Origin of the sequence: Photobacterium kishitanii, assembly GCF_000613045.3 — a bacterium.
GTDB classification, from domain to species: Bacteria; Pseudomonadota; Gammaproteobacteria; order Enterobacterales; family Vibrionaceae; genus Photobacterium; species Photobacterium kishitanii.
Window position 1 is genome coordinate 1,269,992 of the sequence record NZ_LN794353.1, and the last position, 17,678, is coordinate 1,287,669.

The following is a 17,678-nucleotide window of genomic DNA, read 5'->3' on the forward strand; positions in this document are numbered from 1 at the left end:
CATAACTTAAAGGGATGTATTATGCGCGTGATATTTATTTCATTATGCTTTTTGTTATTAACAGCATGTGCTTCAAGTAATTTAACATCGTCATGGGTAGATAAGACATATACTAAAATGCCAATTAAAAGTTCATTAGTAGTCGCTATGTCTGATAATTTACGTATCAGACGTATATTTGAAGATGATATGGTTCAAGACTTACAAGCGAAAGGTGTTAATGCTATTGCTAGTTCGCAATTATTTCCTAATCGATTACCTTCAAAAAGTGATATAGCGGGGTATATTAATAAACATAATACCCAAACAGTTTTTGTTGCTAAATTAGTTAATATTGAGGAAAAAAATATTAATTATCCAGGAAGTCGTTATGGTTATGGAGGCTATAGTAGTGGGCTTTCATTTAATAATTATTATAATAACTCTTATAGTTATATTTATGATGATAGCTATACCGTATCGTACGAATTCGTTAATGTTGAATTTACGTTGTTTGATACACAAAGTCATAAGCCGATTTGGTCAACATCATCAGAGTCAGTTGATCCAAACAATATGAACGATATTATTGCTGAGTTAACTCATATTTTAATTGAAAATATGCAAGATAATGGTGTTGTGAGATAACGTTATTACTATAACCACATGTTTTTTGTCTTAGCCTTACGGCATTAGTGCCTGCCGTAAGGCTTTTTAAATTGTGGTAATGACAAAAATCAACTTTTGTATGATGAAATATTACGCACTTGAGTTGATTCCTTGTGGGTATTTTGATATTTGTGCTACAAATTGATATAAATCAAATAATAACAATGACAGTTACACTATTATGCACGAGAATTTCGGAATGAGATGAGGTCTGGTGGCCTTCTCGGTCTTCAAAACCGATGTGAGCTGTATAAGCTTTGGTAGGTTCAATTCCTGCCTCTTCCGCCATTTTTCGCGCGTTTAAATGGTTCCTCTGCCACTCTTACTATCTCATTTTGAGTCCATAGTATGAGTGCTGTTGTCTGCAATTCAGCCAAGGAACTTACCGTGACCACGATAACATCTTCAGAACTACCTTCTTCATCGACAGTATCAACTATCTCAACTATCAATTATCGTTTACCTCAAATTGAACAATTACTTCAGCATCCAAATTTAGCTGACTACGTGCGTTTACTCAGCCGTCCAGTTGTGACCAATACCTTGCGAGACTTATTTACGTCTATTCGTCAACACCCTGATTTTAAAACCCAAGGTGTTAATAATATTGATGTCATGGAATTAGTGCTTAATAGTTGTCGTCAACTGTACCGACGTCGTCAACAGCGGGTGATTAATGCTACTGGTATTGCAGTGCACACCAATCTAGGGCGTTCACCAATTAATGAGCAAATTTGGGACAATGTAAAAGCAGTTAATACTGGTTATAACAATCTTGAATTGAAGCTAAGTGATGGCAAGCGTGGTGATCGTAATGGCCTATTATCAACGTTAATCCATTCGTGGATAGGGGCTGAAGATTGTGTGGTGGTGAATAATAACGCCGCATCAGTATATTTAGTCCTCCATGCTCTAGCGGCTGGCAAAGAAGTTATAGTGTCACGGGGTGAGCAAGTACAAATTGGTGGCGGTTTTCGTATTCCTGATATTTTAGCACTTTCTGGGTGTAAGTTAGTTGAAGTTGGTACTACTAATATCACTACGAGCGATGACTATATTAATGCGATCACTGAAAATACAGCGATGGTATTAATGGTGCATCAGTCTAATTTTTCAATGCAGGGATTTACTGAGTCACCTGATATTCAAGATGTAGCTCAACGTTTACCTGAACATGTTTCATTAGTGATTGATCAAGGGTCTGGTTTATCGTCAGAGCAATACGCCCAAAGTGAGGTGTCATTACCGCGCTATTTGCAGATGGGCGCCGATTTAGTGTGTTTTTCTGGTGATAAAATTATCGGTGGACCGCAAGCAGGTATTATTGCTGGTTGCCAAACGCTTTGCCAACAATTAGCCAAGAACCCGATGATGCGTACTTTCCGTCCAGGACGAATTGTATTATCGATGCTAGAGCAATTATTAGTCCAGAAATTAAACCGTAATCCTGCCGCATTTGGTGTGGCACAGCAAGCGTTAGATCGTGCTAAAGACAGTCAATCTCTAGCTCAACAATGGGCGCAACGCTGGAAGTCTTATGTTCAGGCTGTGCCTCTTGTGATGCAAGTTGGTGGTGGTGCAATCCCAAGTGAAACTTATCCTTGTTATGGTCTAAAACTTACCTTACCGGGTAAAGCCCAGTTACATTTAGATGCGTTACGTGACTTGCCGATACCCATTATTGGTTATGTTAATAGTAATCAGCTGCTATTAAATGTCGCGACCTTATTAGAAAGTGATCATGCGGCATTTATTGCTCAACTTGATAATTATATTCAATCTTACACTCATACTGAGGCTAAATAATGGTGGCATCATCAACACAATATCAAGCCGTGGTTGGTCTTGCTGGCCATGTTGATCATGGAAAAACCGCACTTATCGAAGCATTAACTGGCATGATAACCGCGCGACCTCATGAGCAGCAATTAGGGATGACTCAGGATTTAGGTTTTGCCCATTTTCAAGACGATAATGGCAATACCATCGGGGTGGTTGATGTTCCTGGTCATGAGCGTTATTTACGCAATATGGTTGCTGGTGTCTGGCATTTGAATGTGCTGCTATTGGTGGTTGCCGCTGATGAAGGCTGGATGCCAATGACTACTTCACACCTTGATGTCGCCCATGCGATGGGTATTGAAGATATTGTGGTGTGTATTAACAAACGCGATAAAGTCAGCGCAGAACAGTTAGCAGTAATAGAAGATCAAGTTTTAGAACAGGTGATGGAACGCAGTGGATTGTTACCTGAAATTGTTACAGTTTCTGCGTTAAAAAAAGACAATATTGCTGCTTTACGTCAGCTTTTGATTGAAACAGTACAAGTTAATATTGCTCGTCATAAAGTGGTCGTGCCAGCTAGTAGTGATGAAAATATCGACGCTGACCAAGTTAGTGCGCCTTTAATGTATATTGATCGGGTCTTTGTCGTAAATGGTATTGGTACAGTTCTCACTGGTACGTTAGCGCAGGGGCAATTAGCGATTGGTGATAAAGTACGTTGTCAGCCATCAAATCTTGTTGGAACTGTGCGATCTATTCAAGCTTATCATCAACAGTTAACTTCAGTTTCGGCAACATGTCGTGTGGCTGTTAATGTCAAAGGTGTTGGTCGTAAAGACGTTGCCAGAGGACACTTGATAACTGGCATGGATCAACAAATCACTTTACGTGATCAATGCATTGTTCGATTAACAAAAACGGCGCTTAAGTTAAAAGTTAAAAAACAACGCCAAGTGGAAGTTGCAATGGGGACGTGGCATGGTACTGCACGTTTGAGTTATATCCCTAATACTGAGCTGGCACGATTAGTGTTTGAAAAGCCAATGCCATTATTATTTGGACAACGATTAGCGATGATCCAAAAAGGCGGTAGTGGTTTACAGCACGGTGCAGAAGTGGTGTGGACTGATTATATCTTTGGTTATCAAAAACGCCGTTTATATGATGTGTTGAATAATTTACCCCAGCAATTACAGCCAGAGTCACAAAGACAGATGTTGTTAGTATTACAGGGGTATTTTGAATGCCATGAAGTTGATTTCAAACCGTTAGAACAACAAACTTTCATCGCCCCATTTTGTTTTGATAGCCAATGGTTAGCCAATATATCTTTGCAGATCGAAACATTACTCAATGCCGGGATCTCTATGGCTTCAGCTGAATTATGCAGTCGTTTGCGAATCAACGATGCTGTGATTGAGTTGATAATGCAGCGCTTGAAACAGCAAGATAAAGTCCATTTAAGTTACGGTAAATGGTGCAGCGGACAAGGTGATAATGAAGATGATTTGCCGCAAGTAGCGTTAGATATTTTGCATCAAATTCGTCAGTTTGGTAAAGCAGGTCTTGAGCTTAATAAAGTAAAAATTACGGGTGGTAAAAAGTGGTTACGACAATTAAGTCATCAGAAATATATTACCGCACTTGATGAAAATATCTATTTTGATATGGGGGTATATTTAGCGCTTGTTAAAGCCGTAATTGCTGATCATCAACCCCATGATCGTATTTCGATGACAGATATAAAAGATCGTACAGAACTAAGCCGTAAATATTCAATTCCTCTTGCCAATCGAATGGAAAAAGATGGTTGGGTTAAGCGTGATAATGATGAACGTATTATTTTAAAAGCATGGCAATAAATACGACGCAAGTGATGTTTGAGATTTATTGTTAAGCAATGATGCCCCTTACTTTAAGCAGTGATAAGTAAGGGGCATTTTTGTATATAACAGCTGGTGATGTGATGAAAAAACGATTTCTGAAATATATGCTTCGACAGTTAATGTCGAAAGGTGTCGACATTGAGTGTCGATAGCGGAGGGTATGACACACGGAAGTCTGTATTTGTTATACAAGGAAGCATTTTTTAACCACTACATTTTATTAACTCATTGATATTAAAGGATCTATATAAATAATTCCTGTGTGGCATATTTCTTGCTTTAATAGGTTTTTTTGCGATTGACTAGGTAGACAATGAAAAGCTTTGTAATTGCAGATCCTGAGAAGTGTATTGGTTGTGGCACCTGCATGGCAGCATGTTCGACAGTACATAAACAACAAGGACTGCAAAGCCATCCCCGCCTGACCGTGGTTAAACTAGATGACGCTACCGCGCCTGTAATGTGTCGTCATTGTGAAGATGCACCTTGTGCCACTGTATGTCCAGTACAAGCGATCACCAAACAACAAGATCGTGTCATGCTTAATGAAACATTATGCGTAGGTTGTACTTTATGTGCTGTTGCTTGTCCTTTTGGTGCAATCGCTTTTGATGGTAGTCGACCTGTTGCGATGGCAAATAGTTATGATACCTATATCCCTTCAACCATTCGTTCAAGTAACCCTTCAACTTCAATTCCAAGCACATTTGGTCAAGATATTCTTGCTTGGGAACCTGGAGTAAAGAGCATTGCTGTTAAATGTGATTTGTGTGGTTTCCGTGAACAAGGACCAGCCTGTGCTGAAGTCTGTCCAACACAAGCGATCGTGATGATCGATGAAGCTAATATTGCTAAAGCGCGTGATATTAAACGTGAGTGTGCGGCAGATAGTTCAGCGTCAGCCAAAGGTGGAGCAGTAACACGATGAGCCCATTAGTTTTAGTTTGTTTTGCTGTAATCAGTTATGCCGTGGCTGCGATTTTATCGTACCAAGGACGTAAGTATGAACAAGAAAGTTTACGCCTTGCCGGTGTGATCAGTGCCTTTGGTGGCCTGTTTGGCATCATTGCAGGTATTAGCACTATAGTTACAGGTTACGATACTGCCGATGCGACAGCAGCAATGAGTCACTGGTTTACCATGGATATGTTATCAGCACTGATGGTGGTGGTTATTTCTGTGGTAACGATGGCTGCATCTGTTTATTCGATTAACTATCTTGAAGAATACTACGGCAAAGGTGGTTGGAAAGTTAATGTACTTTTCAATATTTTTGCAGCAGCGATGACAGCAATTGTGGTGTCAGCTAATGTAATGGTCTTTATTGTTTTTATGGAGATCATTTCACTGGCTTCGTGGCTGATAGTCATTAGTGATGGCAGTGCTAAAAGTAAAAAAGCAGGTTTGCAGTATTTTATTGCCGATCATGCTGCAAGTCTATTAGTTGTCGTCGCATTTATGATTGTTGCTTCTCATGCCGATAGCTATCAATTCAGTGCAATTATGCAAAACCCTGTTACTGGCGCGCTGGCATCGTTAGTGTTCCTACTGGCATTGGTTGGTTTCGGAATTAAAGCTGCGGGTATTGGCTTGCATGGTTGGTTACCGAAAGCGTATCCAATTGCACCGTCATATTGCTCAACCTTAATTTCTTGCGTAATGGTTAAGATCGGCATCTACGGTATTTTGAAGTTTGCGATTTTATTCCTTGGCGCAACCCAATTATGGTGGGGTTTCCTTGTGTTAATCTTTGGTGCCGTATCTTCTGTTCTTGGCGTAATGTATGCACTAGCAGAACACGATATCAAACGTTTATTAGCGTACCACACCATTGAAAATATCGGCATCATCCTAATCGGTGTTGGCGTTAGTATGATTGGTATTGCATCTCATCATCCAGTCTTGGCACTGCTAGGTCTATTAGGTGGCTTATACCACTTATTAAATCACGCAGTATTCAAGGGCCTATTATGTTTAGGTTCTGGTTCAATCGTATTCCGCATGCATACTAAAGAAATGGATGACATGGGCGGCTTGGCAAAAACAATGCCTAAGACTGCTGCTGCGTTCTTAATTGGTACTTTGGCAATTTGTGCATTACCACCATTAAATGGTTTTGTTTCTGAGTGGTTTATTTACCAATCACTATTTAGCATGGGTAAAGTAGGCACAGTAGCGAACTTACTATTTGGTCCATTCGGCATGGTAATGCTGGCCTTTACTGGTGCATTAGCTTGTATGTGTTTTGTGAAAGTGTACGGTATTTGTTTTACTGGCGCGCCAAAAACAGAACGTGCTGCGAATACTCGCGAAGTGGGTCCTGCGATGATCACTGCGACGACATCACTGGCTGTATTGTGTGTTGTACTTGGTGTATGTGCTCCGTGGATTGCGCCTTATTTCTCATCAATTGCATCTTCAATGTTGAACATGGCGCCAATAACGGTTGCACATGGTTTAACTGTTTACCCAGCCGTGGCTGACCAAGCAATTCTTTCTACCCCCGTGATTGCGATTGCACTGATGCTCTTAACCTTAGTGCCTGCAGCATTACTTTATGCATTCCGTCAACGTCGTCTTGCTCGCCGTCACCAAGGTGATCCTTGGGCATGTGGTTATCAATATGAACAAAAAATGACAGTTTCTGCTGCGAGTATTACTCGTCCGATGCGTCATATGTTTGGGTTTATTTATAACAATCGCCAAACGTCATTTACGGAGCGATTTGTACTGCCTTATTTAAGTAATGGTAGTGAAACACCAACATTAGATAGCCGTAAAGTCTGTCGATTCTGCATTATTGCTGTGGTAGTTGTGTTGTTGTTTGTTCCTCTCATTTCAGGAGTTAGTCTCTAATGTCCCCACTTGAAATGCCAACAGCGGGTTGGATTGTATTAGCGATTGTCCAAGCCATATTAATGCTGATGTTAGCGCCACTCGCTACCGGTTTCTCTCGCGTTATTCGTGCCAAAATCCATTCGCGCCAAGGGCCGGGTGTTTTGCAAGACTATCGTGATATTGCCAAATTATTACGTCGTCAATCTGTTGCTCCTGCTAATTCCGGCTTTATTTTTTGGATCATGCCATGGGTACTTGTGGTCACGATGCTATTAATTGGTATGGCATTACCGACCGTAACGCAAGTGTCACCGTTTCCAATTTCTGGTGACATTATTACTGACATTTACTTGTTAGCGATTTTCCGGTTCTTCTTCGCCCTATCAGGTATTGATTCAAACAGTATGTTTGCGGGTATGGGTAGTAGCCGTGAATTAACACTAGGTATTTTGGTTGAACCCATTTTAATCCTCTCAATTGTCGTGGTAGCACTGAGTGTAGGTACCACTGACTTAGGCTATATTAGCCATGCGTTAGCAAATAATGAGTGGCATCATCCATTGACGATTATTCTTGCGGGTGTTGTGTGTGCTTTCGCGCTATTTATCGAGATGGGCAAAGTACCGTTTGATAGCGCAGAAGCAGAACAAGAGCTTCAAGAGGGTCCTGCTACAGAATATTCAGGTTCTGCATTGGCAATGGTTAAATTAGGTTTAGGCCTAAAACAACTTGTAGTTGCACAGCTATTTCTTGCGATTTTCATTCCGTGGGGGAAAGCAAGCAGCTTGAGTTTCGGTGGCTTATTTTCAGCAACTCTTATTTTGTTGATTAAATTGTTTGTGGTGTTCTTGATTGCGGGTCTAGTTGAAAACACTATGGCGCGAGTGCGTTTTACTCAGGTTCATCGTGCGATTTTTCCTGCGTTTTTAGTGGCTGTATTGGCACTGATTTTTTTAATTTTTGGTTGGTAAGTAATAGATATGACAAACAATACATCTCAACAATTTCACTCGCAGCCACAAGCGGGTCGTATTGGTAAAAACTATGTCGATGGTGTGAATCATTTCTTTCCATCCGCGATTATTGATGAAGAATGGCAAACAGAAAACCAAGTTACTATCACCGTTAAAATGACCTCGTTGGTTGAGGTGATGAAATGGCTTTATTATGATCAAGGCGGCTGGTTAACAGTAACGTTTGGTAATGATGAGCGCAGCTTAAATGGTCACTTTGCGGTATATCACGCGCTTTCTATGGAAGGTGAAGTGAAAAGCTGGGTGACGGTTAAAGTTTTGGTCGATGCCAATAGCCAAGAATTTATTTCTATTACACCGACCATTCCAGCAGCAGTATGGGGCGAGCGTGAGATCCGTGATATGTACGGTTTGCGCCCTGTAGGTTTACCTGATGAGCGTCGTTTAGTGCTACCGGATGACTGGCCTGAGAATCTGCACCCATTACGTAAAGATGCGATGGATTACCGTCAGCGTCCACAACCTACTACAGAAACTGAAACTTATCAGTTTGATAACCAGTTAGGTGATGATAGCAACCGTATCGTACCTGTTGGTCCATTACATATTACTTCTGATGAGCCGGGTCACTTCCGTTTGTTTGTTGATGGCGAAGACATTGTCGATGCCGATTACCGTATGTTCTATGTCCACCGTGGTATGGAAAAATTAGCTGAGACACGCATGGGTTACCATGAAGTCGCGCAGCTAACAGATCGTGTTTGTGGTATTTGTGGTTTTACCCACAGTGTCGGTTACAGCAACACCATTGAAAATGCGTTATCCGTTGATGTGCCATTCCGTGCCAAGATGATCCGTACGGTATTACTTGAAGTTGAACGTCTACATAGCCACTTATTAAACATCGGTTTATCAAGTCACTTTGTTGGTTTTGACTCTGGCTTTATGCAGTTTTTCCGTGTTCGTGAAAAAACGATGGAACTCGCTGAATTGCTAACAGGCGCGCGTAAAACTTACGGTATGAATTTAATTGGTGGTGTACGTCGTGATTTCTTAAAGGATCAACGCGTTAAAGGCATCGCGATGGTTAAAGAAGTTCGTCAGAAGTTTTCTGAATTGGTTGATGTTTTACTTGCGACACCGAATATCGGTAGCCGTACTGAAGGCGTAGGTATTCTAACTAAGCAAATTGCACGCGATTACAGTCCAGTGGGGCCGCTAATTCGAGCAAGTGGTTTTAACCGCGATGTACGAACAGTTCATGGTCAATCATTAGAATCATACGGCAGCGTGCCAATTGATATTCAAGTTATGGAAAATGGTGACGTATTCTCACGAGTAATGGTACGTGTGCGTGAAGTGTTTGAATCATTAAATGTGATTGAGTACGGTCTTGATCACTTACCGCCAGGTGCAATTTTAACTGAAGGTTTTGATTACAAACCTAACAAATTTGCGCTTGGTTTTACTGAAGCACCACGTGGTGAAAACGTACACTGGAGTATGACTGGCGATAACCAGAAATTGTTCCGCTGGCGTTGTCGTGCGGCGACATATGCTAACTGGCCAACATTACGTTACATGTTACGTGGTAACACTGTGGCTGATGCGCCGTTAATTATTGGTAGTTTAGATCCATGCTACTCATGTACTGACCGTGTAACGATTGTTGATACTAAAAAGCAGCGCAGTAAAACTGTTCCTTATAAAGCGATTGAGCAATACAGCATTGACCGCAAGAACTCGCCATTCAAGCTTTAGGAGGTCATGTGTTTAAGTTATTAAAAACAGTACTTAAAACAGGTAATGTCACCATTAAGTATCCTTTTGCTCCGATGGAAGTGAACGAGGATTTTCGTGGTAAGCCAGAATTAGATGCTGATCAGTGTTTATCTTGTGGTGCTTGTACCCGTGCTTGTCCTGCCAATGCCTTGATCATGGAAACCGATACCAAGGCGGGGACTCGTCGTTGGGAGCTTTCAACTGCGCGCTGTATTTTCTGTGGCCGTTGTGAAGAAGTGTGCCCAACTCATGCGATTAAACTGACTCAAAATTTTGAGTTAGCCGTAACGAATAAAGCTGATCTTTATGATGAAGCGGTCTTTAGCTTAGCAAACTGTCGTCAATGTGATCGTCCATTCGTTGCTCGCAAGCTACTTGAATATGTGATGGATACTTTAGCGCACAGTGGTGTAACTGGTGAGCAACTGCAAGAACGCCGTAAACAACTTGAAACTTGCCCTGAATGTCGCCGTAGCAACAATATGTTAGATAGCGAAAATGTCAGTCACCTACGTTACCTTGAGGAGCAAAAGTGAAAGGTATTAAACAATTAGTTGGCACAGCCCATACTCAAACTGTACCGGTTGAATTGCCACCGAATAGTCAAAAACTAAAAGATGCATTGATCAAAGAAATTCGTCGTTCAGCGTATGTATACCGTGTTGACTGCGGTGGTTGTAATGCGTGTGAGATTGAGATTTTTGCAGCGACTACGCCAATTTTTGATACTGAGCGTTTTGGTATCAAAATTGTTGCCTCACCGCGTCATGCAGATATTTTGCTTTATACCGGTTCGGTAACCCGTGCAATGCGTGCGCCAGCATTACGTGCTTATGAAGCTGCTCCTGATCCTAAAATTGTAATTTCATACGGTGCATGTGGTTGTGATGGTGGTATTTTCCACGATCTTTATTGTGTCTGGGGGGGGACTGATAAGATTGTACCTGTCGATGTGTATATTCCTGGTTGCCCTCCAACACCAGCGGCAACTATTTTTGGGTTTGCGGTTGCGTTGGGTTTACTTGATCAAAAACTGAAAGCGAAAGTACACCAACCGGAAGAACAAAAGGCGAGTTTAAAACACACCGAAATTCCATTGGATATTAAGGTGATGATTGAACGCCAAGCGCGTTTACTTGCTGGTTATGTACAGGGACAACGTATTGCTGATGATGTATTGACCGTCCTTGCAACCTGTAGCGCAGATAATGTAGATCAAAAAATCAGTGCGTATCTTGCGACCAAAAATGATCCACGTTTAACAGAAATTGTTAATATTTTACTGTCAAAAACCATGGCAGCATTAACGGGATCGGCAGCTTGCCCAAATGCGCAGCAAGAGCCAGCATCATGTGGGGGCTGTAACCATGAGTGATGTTTTAGCTGAATTAACACAATCTCGCCATTTTCAAGGCCGCGTTTACTTTTATAGTTTAGGACGCAAGTTTGTAGATGAAAGCTATGATGTGCCAGAAGAAGCTAAACAGATCATGTACTACAGCTTAGCGATTGGTCATCACTTAGGGGTGGTTGATTGCCTTAAAGCAGTAATTGAATGTGAAGGGGATGAATACCTCACATGGATCAGTGGCCTGCCTGAAGATGGTGAAGCCTTTAATAAAATGAAAGGCTATTTTGTGTTTGGTGAAATCACTATTTATCCTGAGCATCTTAATATGCTGGCACTTGCTTTTGATCGGATTGATAGCACCACGCAAAATGCTCGCTCACAGCAATTAACCCGTGATTTTATTGCCGCCTTAGGGGATATTCACCGTGAACCGACGATGTATATGATGATTCGAGGAATACGCTAACCATGTTACAGGAAGTGAATTTGTCTACCGTTATGGGCGAAAGTGTCTCTAATGATGATGTTGATCTGTCTGTCAGCAATATCGTGCTTACTGTTGGTAATAGCATGATGGGTGATGATGGTGCCGGCCCATTATTAGCGAAAATGATCAAAGATAATCCAATTGCAGGCTGGAGTGTGCTTGAAGGCGGCTCGATGCCTGAAGATTGTTTGCACCTTATTCGTAAAGCTCAACCTCAGCGTGTGATTGTGGTCGATGCTGCAGATATAGGTGAACAAGCAGGAGAGGTAAGAATTATTGATCCAGAAACTATCGTTGATATGTATGTTGTTTCTACTCATAGTTTGCCATTAAATTTCTTAATTGATGATTTAAAAACCTTTGTCCCTGAGGTTATTTTTGTGGGTATTCAGCCTGCGATTGTGGCATTTTCATTTCCGCTAACTGAGATGGTGCAAACGGCAGTTAAAACTATTTACCAGCGTTTGCCTGAATGGCAAGGGTCGGGTGGTTTTGAGCATTGCTAATACTTATTTGTCGATATTATTGCTATCGGGTGTCGAGGTGTGTCGATAGTCACTGACGATAAGTGTCGATATAATTGACGAAGTTGATGACTTTATCGACATTGATAGAAAAGGAAGTACAGCACTGCATGTACTTCCTTTTTTTTTCTTTTAATTTCATTTGGTTAAAAATAAATTAATGATTTTGTAATTTATGGCACAACTAATGCTTTATAGGTATAGCAGCATAAGACTATGTTGCGAGATATCGATATCAACAAGGTATAGACCATGAACCGGTTTGTTTTTGCAGATCCAAATCTGTGTATTGGGTGTCGAACCTGTGAAATTGCATGTGTCGTTTCTCATCAAGCAGATGGAAAACTAACGGGTGTTGCTCCAGCTGATTTTTCACCACGTTTAACCTTGGTGAAAAATGCGCATGTAACAACACCTGTAATGTGCCGTCAATGTGATGACGCACCATGTGCGCAGGTTTGTCCTAATAACGCTATCGTTTTAGAAGATGGCTATGTAAAAGTGATTCAGTCACGTTGTATCGGGTGTAAAACCTGTGTCATTGCTTGTCCCTACGGTGCAATGAATGTCGTGACTAAGATGGTTGAAGAATCAAAAGGTGCGTCGCTATTTAAGCGTATGGTGCCTAAGTCTCAAGCATTAAAATGTGACTTGTGTTCTCATCGTGAAGCAGGTCCTGCGTGTGTAGAAGTTTGTCCTACTAGCGCTATTCAGATTATTGAAGCTGAAACATTGATTGAAACAAACAAACAAAAACGTGAAGCAGCTGCGCTCAATGCTGCTGTAGCGATTGCTCGCTAGTGTTGAAAACTCTCGGTTTACAATACGCATTAATAACAATTACAGCCAAAAGGTTAGTATGAAAAAATCAATTGTTGTTTGTCCCTACTGCGGTACTGGGTGCAAACTAAAGTTGGTTGTCGAAAATAACAAAGTCGTGGCAGCAGAACCAGCAATGGGTCGTACCAATGAAGGCCAACTTTGTTTGAAAGGCTACTATGGTTGGGATTTTCTCAACGATACCAACTTATTAACACCACGCCTAAAGCAACCAATGATTCGTCGTACACGTGAATCAGCCTTAGAAGCCGTGTCTTGGGATGAAGCTATTCAATTTGCCGGCGATAAGCTAATGGCAATTAAAAAGCAATATGGTCCAGACGCGATAATGACAACAGGTTCAGCCCGCGGTCCGGGTAACGAAGCCAACTATGTGATGCAAAAACTCGCAAGGGCGGTGATCGGAACCAATAATGTAGACCACTGTGCTAGGGTGTGACACGCACCATCAGTCTCCGGTCTGGAGACAACAGTAGGTAATGGCGCAATGAGTAACGCTATTCCCGAAATTCAACTTACTAAATGCTTACTCATTTTCGGTTACAACGCGGCTGATTCTCATCCAGTTGTAGCAAGACATATTCTTAAAGCCCGTGCAAATGGCGCTAAGATTATTGTATGTGACCCACGTAAGATTGAATCTGCGCGTGTTGCTGATCAGTGGTTAGCGTTGAATAACGGCTCGAACATGGCACTCGTTAATGCGTTAGCGAATGTGATTATCGAAGAAAATTTATACGATAAGTCTTTCGTAGAAAATAATACTGAAGGTTTTGCAGAGTTCCGTGAAATTGTTTCACGCTATGCACCAGAAACAGTAGAAGAAGTAACAGGTCTTAAAGCTGCAGATATCCGTATGGCTGCACGTACTTATGCAGCAGCACCAGAAGCCATGATTTTATGGGGTATGGGTGTTACTCAGTACGGTCAAGCGGTTGATGTGGTTCGTGGTTTAGCTGGCCTTGCATTGCTAACCGGTAACTTTGGTCGTCCAGGTGTAGGTTGTGGTCCGGTTCGTGGTCAAAACAACGTTCAAGGTACCTGTGATATGGGTATGTTGCCGCACCAGTTCCCTGGTTATCAGGATGTAACGGTTGACGCAAACCGCGAAAAGTTTGAAAAAGCGTGGGGTGTTGAACTTTCAGGTAAGCCGGGTTACCGCTTAACTGAAGTTGGCCACAAAGCTGATGAAGGTATTTGTAAAGCGTTCTATATCTTCGGTGAAGATCCAGCACAAACTGAAGCTGATCTCGCTGCAATGCGTGCCACTATGCGCAAGATGGAATTGGTTATCGTACAAGATATCTTCATGACCCAAACCGCTGAATTTGCTGATGTGATTTTCCCTGCAACGAGTTGGGGCGAACATGAAGGTGTTTACAGTAGTGCGGACCGTGGTTTCCAACGCTTTTATAAAGCAGTGAATCCAACCGGTGATGTGAAGCCTGACTGGGAAATCTTTAGTTTGTTAGCAACGTACATGGGTTACCCTATGTCGTATAACAATACTCAAGAAATCTGGGATGAGTTACGCGAGTTATGCCCTCTTTATACGGGTGCTACTTACGAGAAAATGGCTGATCTAAAATCTGTGCAATGGCCTTGTCCGACTGAAGACCATCCTGGTACATCGTACCTATTTGAAGGTAATAAGTTTACAACACCTTCAGGTAAAGGGATGTTTATTGGTGCTGATTGGCGTCCGCCACTAGAGCAGCCTGATGCAGATTACCCGTTAGTGTTGTCAACGGTGCGCGAGGTAGGTCACTACTCTTGTCGTTCTATGACAGGTAACTGTTCTGCACTACAAACCTTGGCTGATGAACCAGGTTATGTGCAAATGCACCCAGATGATGCCAAAGCATTGGGGATCGATGATCAACAATTAGTTTGGGTATCTTCTCGTCGTGGTAAAGTTATCTCACGTGCTAACTATAATGATCGCGTTAACAAAGGTGTGGTTTACATGACATACCAGTGGTGGATTGGTGCATGTAACGAATTAACCATTGAACATGTTGATCCTATTTCAAGTACGCCTGAATTTAAATATTGTGCTGTTAAAGTAGAAAATATTGATGATCAGTCGTGGGCTGAAAATTATGTACAAACAGAGTACAGTAATTTGAAAGCACGCTTGAAGAACCATGTTGCTAATGCGTAATTATATTATTTAAATAAGACCTATTAAGGTTTGTATTTAATATATAGCTGCATAAATGAAAATAAGGTTTCCAAGATAAAATGTTGCTTATTTTTATCTTGGTGCCTTATGTTATTTATTCTATAAATAATTATCCTAATTTATTTTTTAGCTCAAAAACTTGGTAATATTGTTACTTTTATTTTAGTGATGCTATTGTTAATAATTATTGATTGATATGGATCAATACTTAGTTATTAAAATACTTGAGAATTGTATAACAAATGCTTGAGTTATTATTCACGATTTTAGTCATATTATCAGCAAGAGTTAGTGTCGTATGGAAAACTTTGAAAGCGATTTAATGATTTTTTCTAAGGCATTATTGTCTATCAATGATATATCGGGTGTAATAAATTTTCTAAATAATGAAAGTTTGTTATTTATCGATGCTGATCGTGTTAATATTATTTTAAAAGATGATATAAATGCTCAATCAATTCTATATTATCAAGATGCAGATAAAAACTTCCAACACTATGATTATTCTGAAGATAATTTGAGTCTTCATCACGTAGTGTCGTGTGAATATAGTCATTATATTAATGGCGAAGAACTTTATCGAACATTTCCTCAATTATCTCTTCATCCGGCATACACTAATATTCAAACTTACTGTAAAATACCGCTGCTAATAGCGAATCAACAGTTGGGTGCGATTGAGTATATTAATCTTCGCTTACCAAGTTACGATGATGTAGAAAAACAATTTAAGTTGTTCAATAATATGGTTGCAGCAATGATCGAACATATTCTTGAGCATCAAATTGCCTCATCATTAACGCAACAATTAAGTAACGAACATAAAAACTACCAATTTTTAGTTGATATTACTAATGCTGTTATTAATCAGAGTTCAAAAAAAGAACTAATTGGGTCACTATTACACTTTTTATATCAACGTTTTGGGATGAATGAATTATCAATCATACAATCTCAAGATGGCCATTATAATCAATATTCTGGTGGTGATATTGAAGGTGAAATTGATTATCAATGTCATTTCTTTACCGATGACAGCATGATTAAAAATGCCGTTGAAAATAATAAAGCGGTTATTTTAACAGCAGCTGATATTTATAAATTAAGACGGGATGATAATAGTCCTTACTTTTCAGCACTGGCTAAAAGTGCCTGTGTTATGCCGATGATATTTCGTGGGGTAACCATTGGTTATATCTGCTATGTCAAAGCAGTAGAAACACAATTTGAGCCAAGTGAAATTGAATTATTTAAACAAATATCAGCACGTGTTGCATTAGCGATGCACAGTATCAAAGTACATCAATCAGCAACACCACACCGATCTCAAACTAAGTTTATCAGTGTTGAAGATAGCTATGATGAACATGCTATTTTCGATGACATTATTAGCCAAAGTGAAGTAATGAATAAAGTCCTAGAGCAAGTTGCATTAGTCGCAAGTTGTGATAGTACGGTATTGATTTTAGGTGAATCAGGTACGGGTAAAGAATTGATAGCACGTGCAATTCATAAAATGAGCCACCGCAGTAAAACAGAGATGGTAAAAATGAACTGTGCGGCGATCCCTAGTGGTTTATTTGAAAGTGAATTATTTGGTCATGAACGTGGCGCATTTACTGGTGCGGTTACTCAACGTGTCGGTCGATTTGAACAAGCACATAAAGGCACTCTCTTTCTGGATGAAATTGGTGATATGCCGTTGGAATTACAACCTAAATTGTTACGTGCTTTGCAAGAAAATGAAATTGAGCGCGTAGGTAAAAATCAGCTAATCAGTGTTGATGTACGGATTGTGGTTGCTACCAATGTCAATTTATTGCAAATGGTACAGCAGAAACAATTTCGTAATGATTTGTATTACCGATTAAATGTATTTCCAATTGAAATTCCGCCGTTACGTGAACGAGCAGAAGATATTCCATTATTGGTTAAGCACTTTACTCGTGAATTAGCCAAGAAAATGGGAAAAACGATTACCTCTATTGCTGCGGAAGATATGGCAATTATGCAGCAATTTTCATGGCCAGGTAATGTACGTGAATTACGTAATGTGATTGAACGTTCTGTCATTTTAACTCGCGGTCAGGTGCTAAATGTGCCAACCCAAGAGTTGGTGTCATTGCCACCAATATTATCCAATACGCCAGCCGAGCAAGTTGAGCCTCAGGCGGTGCAATCAAGTTGCGTTAAGTCGGCACCGATTGTGATTGATCGACAGATGATCGTGGATGCTTTAATAAGCTGTCATGGCGTTATCGCGGGGCCTAATGGTGTCGCCAATCAATTAGGACTAAAACGAACCACATTATTGTCTCGAATGCAAAAAATGGGTTTGAATAGCCAAGATTATCGCTAATTTAACTGAATGTTTAACC

The 17,678-nt window shown here is 40.6% G+C and carries 14 protein-coding genes and 1 tRNA gene; all 15 read left to right on the forward strand.

Going from position 1 to position 17,678, the window contains the following annotated elements; translation table 11 throughout:
• Nucleotides 1–21 precede the first annotated feature (21 nt).
• The 15 genes from PPBDW_RS20595 to PPBDW_RS20665 all read left to right on the forward strand — a co-directional run bounded on the left by PPBDW_RS20595 (nt 22) and on the right by PPBDW_RS20665 (nt 17,659).
• Nucleotides 22–627, forward strand: a complete 606-nt coding sequence (locus PPBDW_RS20595; RefSeq protein WP_036792264.1) for a hypothetical protein — start codon at nt 22–24, stop codon at nt 625–627.
• Nucleotides 628–844: 217 nt separating this feature from the next.
• A tRNA-Sec gene (locus PPBDW_RS20600) sits at nt 845–936 on the forward strand.
• Between the two features lie 99 nt (nt 937–1,035).
• Nucleotides 1,036–2,454, forward strand: a complete 1,419-nt coding sequence (selA, locus tag PPBDW_RS20605) for an L-seryl-tRNA(Sec) selenium transferase (RefSeq protein WP_243423032.1) — start codon at nt 1,036–1,038, stop codon at nt 2,452–2,454.
• On the forward strand, nt 2,454–4,295 hold the full coding sequence (gene selB, locus PPBDW_RS20610; RefSeq protein WP_036792265.1) for a selenocysteine-specific translation elongation factor: 1,842 nt from the start codon (nt 2,454–2,456) through the stop codon (nt 4,293–4,295). The genes selA and selB overlap by 1 nt, the downstream gene beginning before the upstream one ends.
• Before the next feature lie 337 nt (nt 4,296–4,632).
• The gene (locus PPBDW_RS20615) at nt 4,633–5,247 is read left to right on the forward strand and encodes a 4Fe-4S dicluster domain-containing protein (protein WP_036792267.1); all 615 of its coding nucleotides are present in this window, start codon (nt 4,633–4,635) and stop codon (nt 5,245–5,247) included.
• The gene (locus PPBDW_RS20620) at nt 5,244–7,175 is read left to right on the forward strand and encodes a proton-conducting transporter transmembrane domain-containing protein (protein WP_036792269.1); all 1,932 of its coding nucleotides are present in this window, start codon (nt 5,244–5,246) and stop codon (nt 7,173–7,175) included. The genes PPBDW_RS20615 and PPBDW_RS20620 overlap by 4 nt, the downstream gene beginning before the upstream one ends.
• Nucleotides 7,175–8,128 carry a respiratory chain complex I subunit 1 family protein gene (locus PPBDW_RS20625; protein ID WP_036792273.1) on the forward strand — a complete coding sequence of 318 codons (954 nt, stop codon included), beginning with the start codon at nt 7,175–7,177 and terminating at the stop codon, nt 8,126–8,128. The genes PPBDW_RS20620 and PPBDW_RS20625 overlap by 1 nt, the downstream gene beginning before the upstream one ends.
• 9 nt (nt 8,129–8,137) lie before the next feature.
• A complete protein-coding gene (locus tag PPBDW_RS20630; RefSeq protein ID WP_036792276.1) occupies nt 8,138–9,892 on the forward strand; it encodes a hydrogenase large subunit in 1,755 nt (584 codons plus the stop codon).
• Between the two features lie 8 nt (nt 9,893–9,900).
• The gene (locus PPBDW_RS20635) at nt 9,901–10,449 is read left to right on the forward strand and encodes a formate hydrogenlyase complex iron-sulfur subunit (protein WP_036792278.1); all 549 of its coding nucleotides are present in this window, start codon (nt 9,901–9,903) and stop codon (nt 10,447–10,449) included.
• The gene (locus PPBDW_RS20640; RefSeq protein WP_036792281.1) at nt 10,446–11,288 is read left to right on the forward strand and encodes an NADH-quinone oxidoreductase subunit B family protein; all 843 of its coding nucleotides are present in this window, start codon (nt 10,446–10,448) and stop codon (nt 11,286–11,288) included. Before PPBDW_RS20635 ends, PPBDW_RS20640 begins: the two co-directional genes overlap by 4 nt.
• Nucleotides 11,281–11,730: a formate hydrogenlyase maturation HycH family protein gene (locus PPBDW_RS20645; RefSeq protein WP_036792283.1), complete on the forward strand. Its 450-nt coding sequence runs from the start codon at nt 11,281–11,283 to the stop codon at nt 11,728–11,730. Before PPBDW_RS20640 ends, PPBDW_RS20645 begins: the two co-directional genes overlap by 8 nt.
• A gap of 32 nt (nt 11,731–11,762) precedes the next feature.
• A complete protein-coding gene (hycI, locus tag PPBDW_RS20650; RefSeq protein ID WP_045045476.1) occupies nt 11,763–12,257 on the forward strand; it encodes a hydrogenase maturation peptidase HycI in 495 nt (164 codons plus the stop codon).
• Nucleotides 12,258–12,527: 270 nt separating this feature from the next.
• On the forward strand, nt 12,528–13,076 hold the full coding sequence (locus PPBDW_RS20655) for a 4Fe-4S dicluster domain-containing protein (protein WP_036792286.1): 549 nt from the start codon (nt 12,528–12,530) through the stop codon (nt 13,074–13,076).
• A 58-nt stretch (nt 13,077–13,134) separates the two neighbouring features.
• Nucleotides 13,135–15,279, forward strand: coding sequence for a formate dehydrogenase subunit alpha (gene fdhF, locus PPBDW_RS20660; protein WP_081045097.1), 2,145 nt, complete (start codon nt 13,135–13,137; stop codon nt 15,277–15,279).
• 319 nt (nt 15,280–15,598) lie between these two features.
• On the forward strand, nt 15,599–17,659 hold the full coding sequence (locus tag PPBDW_RS20665) for a sigma 54-interacting transcriptional regulator (RefSeq protein ID WP_036792294.1): 2,061 nt from the start codon (nt 15,599–15,601) through the stop codon (nt 17,657–17,659).
• Nucleotides 17,660–17,678 lie beyond the last annotated feature (19 nt).